We start from the raw sequence: 3,602 nt of genomic DNA on the forward strand, positions 1-3,602 counted from the left end.
CCGACCCTCATCCACCTCTCCTTCTCGGACCTGCACGCCTACCCCGAGGACGGGTTCAGCCAGCCCTTCGACACCGCCTCCGGCGGCATCCTCACCGGGCAGGGCGCGGGGATGCTGGCGGCCCGCCCGCCGCCCGGAACCACCCCGGCGGCGAGCGGGACCGGGAGGCGGGGAAGCACAGCAGCACCACGCGGCACCCCCGGTGCCGCGGCGCGGTACGAGATGTGAGAACTCCAGGGAGGGCTGCGCACGATGAACGCGACGCACCACAGACTTCTGGTGCACGAGGGGGCCTTCGCCGCCGTCGGACCCTCCGGTGACATCACCGGGGCCCGCGGCACCGTCCCCGAGGGCCTGTTCGCCGACGACGCCCGGCATCTGAGCCGCTGGCAGCTGACCATCGACGGCACCACGCCCCTCGTGCTCGCCCCCGCCACCGCGGGGCCCCGCGCCCGCTCGGCGCTGATCCCCGGCGGCCGGGGGGCCGAGCCCCCCGCCCACACCGTCTTCCGCGAGCAGCGCCTGGAACGCGGGACGCTCGTCGAGGAGATCCGCCTCGTCGCCAACCGCGCCCCCGCCGGCACCGTCGTCCTCGCCATGACCGTGGACGCGGACTTCGCGGACCAGTTCGAGCTCCGCTCCGACCACCGCTGGTACGACAAACCGCACGCGGTCCGCAGCCGCCGGGCGCTGCCCGACGGCATCGAACTCGGCTACCGGCGGCAGGAGTGGCACAGCCGCACCGTCATCACCTCGCAACCGCCCCCGGAGGCGGTCGAGGAGACCGGCAGCGGCGCCCGACGGCTGGTCTGGCGACTCCGCCCCGCCCCCGGCGAGGCCGCCGTGGTCACCCTGCGCGTCACTCCGCTGCCGCACGGTGCCGACGACGCCGCACCGGCACCGGCCGCGCCGGGGCCGCAGCACACCGAACCGGCGGCGGACCCCGCCGCGGCGCCCGTTCCGGGCCGCGGATCGTGGCCGGAACTCGACGCTCTCTGCCGCCAGGGCGCCACCGACCTCACCGCGCTGGGCACCGTCGCCACCGGGCCGTCGGGGGAAGCGCTGCGGGTGCCGGCCGCCGGCGTCCCCTGGCTCGCCGCCCTGCTCGGCCGCAACGCCCTGTTCACCTCGCTCTTCACCCTCGACCACCGCCCGGCGGACGCGCTGGACACCCTGCTGGCGCTCGCCGCCGCGCAGGCCACCGCGGACGAACCGGAGCGCGTCGCCCAGCCCGGCAAGATCGTCCACGAGATGCGCCGCGGGGAGCTGGCGCACTTCGGACAGGTGCCCTACGCCCGCTACTACGGGGCGCTCGACACCACGCCGCTCTTCCTCGTCCTGCTCGGCGCGCACGCGGAGGCGACCGGCGACGACTCCACCGCACGGCGGTTGGAGCCCGCAGCGCGGGCGGCGGTGCGGTGGATGTTCGAGCACGGGGGGCTCGACACCCACGGCTACCTGGTCTACCACCCGGACGAGGGCGGGCGCGCCAACCAGTCCTGGAAGGACTCCCCGGGCGCGATCTGCCACGCCGACGGCACCCCGGCCCGCGGCAGGCTGAGCGCGGCCGCCGCCCAGGGGTACGCGTACGACGCCCTGCGGCGCACCGCCGCGCTGGCCCGCCGCATCTGGGCGGACCCGGGGTACGGCACCAAACTCGACCAGGCGGCGGACGCCCTGCGGGAGCGGTTCCAGCGCGACTTCTGGATGCCGGAGCACGACCTGCCGGCCCCCGCCGTGGACGGCGACGGGGCACGGGTCGAGTCGCTCTCCTCCGACGCCGGTCACGTGCTGTGGTCCGGGCTGCTCGGCGAGGACCACGCACGGCGGACCGCGGACCGGCTGCTGCGGCCGGACTTCTTCTCCGGCTGGGGCGTGCGCACCCTTGCCGCCGGCCAGGACGCCTACCACCCGCTCTCCCAGCACCGGGGCGCCGTCTGGGCGCACGACACCGCGGTCCTGGCGCTCGGCCTCGCCCGGTACGGGCTGGCCGACGGGGCGCGCCGGGTCGCGGAGGCGGTGGTGGCGACGGCCGAGGCGTCGGGCGGTCGGCTTCCCGAGGTCGTCGCCGGCTACGGCCGGCAGGGGCGGAGCGCGCCGGTGCCCCACCCGCACGCCTGCGGGCCGCGGGCCTGGACCGCCGCGACACCGTTCGCGCTGCTGCGGGCCGTCGCCCCGGGCGCCGGCCGGGCGACCGCCGCCTCCGCGGCGTACCGGGTGGAGGCCGCTGAGGCGGAGAAGCCGGCGGATCAGCCGCCGGAGGTGTCGAGTTCGGCGTCGGCGGTCACGGTGGCGCAGTCGTAGGGGTCGGCGAGCCAGCCGTCGGGCAGGACCACCCGGTTCCGGCCGGAGGTCCTGCCGCGGGGCCCGTCGGCGCCCTGCGGCCAGGGGGCGTCCTTGTCCAACCGGTCCAGCAGCTCCGCCAGTTCGGCGAGGCTCGCCGCCGTGGCGAGCGAACGCCGCAGGTCCGAGCCGACCGGGAAGCCCTTGGTGTACCAGGCGACGTGCTTGCGGAAGTCGATCACGCCTCGGCTCTCGTCCTCCAGCCACTCGCCCAGCAGGGTCGCGTGCCGGAGCATGGTCGCGGCGACCGCCCCCAGCGACGGGCGGGCGGCCGCCTCCGGTCCGCGCCCGTCGAACGCCGCCACCAGGTCGGCGAAGAGCCACGGCCGGCCGAGGCAGCCGCGGCCGACGACCACGCCGTCGCACCCCGTCTCCCGCACCATCCGGACGGCGTCGCCGGCCGACCAGATGTCGCCGTTGCCGAGGACGGGGATCTCCGGGACCGCTTCCTTCAGCCGGGCGATGGCGTCCCAGTCGGCGGTGCCGCCGTAGTGCTGGGCGGCGGTCCTGCCATGGAGCGCCACGGCGGTGACGCCCTCCTCCACCGCGATACGGCCCGCGTCGAGGTAGGTGAGGTGGTCGTCGTCGATGCCCTTGCGCATCTTGATGGTGACCGGCAGCGGCCCGGCGTTGCCGACGGCCTGGCGCAGGATCGAGCGCAGCAGGTTCCGCTTGTACGGCAGGGCCGACCCGCCGCCCCGCCGGGTCACCTTGGGCACCGGGCAGCCGAAGTTGAGGTCGATGTGGTCGGCGAGGTCCTCCTCGCGGATCATCCGGACCGCCCGGCCGACGGTGTCGGGATCGACCCCGTACAGCTGGATGGAGCGCGGGGTCTCCTCGGCGTCGAAGTGGACCAGCCGCATGGTCTTGGCGTTGCGTTCCACCAGCGCCCGGGTGGTGATCATCTCGCTGACGAACAGCCCGCGACCGCCGCTGAACTCCCGGCACAGGGTGCGGAAGGGCGCGTTGGTGATGCCGGCCATGGGCGCGAGCACCACCGGCGGCGAGACGGTGTGCGGACCGATCGCCAGCGGCGGGGCGAGTGCTCCCGGTACGGCGGTGGTCCCGGCGGCGAGCGCGGTCTCGGTCATGCGGGCGGTTCCTCGGCGTCACGGTGGGGCGGTCGGGCGGTTGCGGCGCCGGCGGGACCGCCGGCCGGGCCATTGTCGCGCATCGCGGTCGGCCGCGGCCAACGACCGCGGCCGGAGCCCGGGGCCCGAACAGACCGGAGGGGTCCCGGAGCCGCACGGCTCCGGGAC

3 protein-coding genes are annotated in these 3,602 nt (G+C 76.3%); 2 read left to right on the forward strand and 1 reads right to left on the reverse strand.

What is annotated here, in order from left to right:
* Window positions 1-228 (forward strand): hypothetical protein (locus HCN52_RS22745; RefSeq protein ID WP_168090315.1); only part of this gene is annotated, 228 nt, incomplete at its 5' end.
* Window positions 229-252: 24 nt separating this feature from the next.
* The gene (locus HCN52_RS22750; protein ID WP_168090316.1) at window positions 253-2,304 is read left to right on the forward strand and encodes an amylo-alpha-1,6-glucosidase; all 2,052 of its coding nucleotides are present in this window, start codon (window positions 253-255) and stop codon (window positions 2,302-2,304) included.
* On the opposite strand, the gene dusB is transcribed toward HCN52_RS22750, so the two are convergent.
* Window positions 2,250-3,434 carry a tRNA dihydrouridine synthase DusB gene (gene dusB / locus HCN52_RS22755; RefSeq protein WP_168090317.1) on the reverse strand — a complete coding sequence of 395 codons (1,185 nt, stop codon included), beginning with the start codon at window positions 3,432-3,434 and terminating at the stop codon, window positions 2,250-2,252. The genes HCN52_RS22750 and dusB overlap by 55 nt on opposite strands.
* Between the last annotated feature and the right edge of the window lie 168 nt (window positions 3,435-3,602).

Source organism: Streptomyces bohaiensis (genome assembly GCF_012033785.1).
Taxonomy (GTDB): Bacteria; Actinomycetota; Actinomycetes; order Streptomycetales; family Streptomycetaceae; genus Streptomyces; species Streptomyces bohaiensis.

Bases quoted from the DNA above. Each gene is read 5' to 3' on its own strand.
- HCN52_RS22750 (WP_168090316.1), top strand. From the start codon at position 253: ATGAACGCGACGCACCACAGACTTCTGGTGCACGAGGGGGCCTTCGCC.
- dusB (WP_168090317.1), bottom strand. From the start codon at position 3,434: ATGACCGAGACCGCGCTCGCCGCCGGGACCACCGCCGTACCGGGAGCA.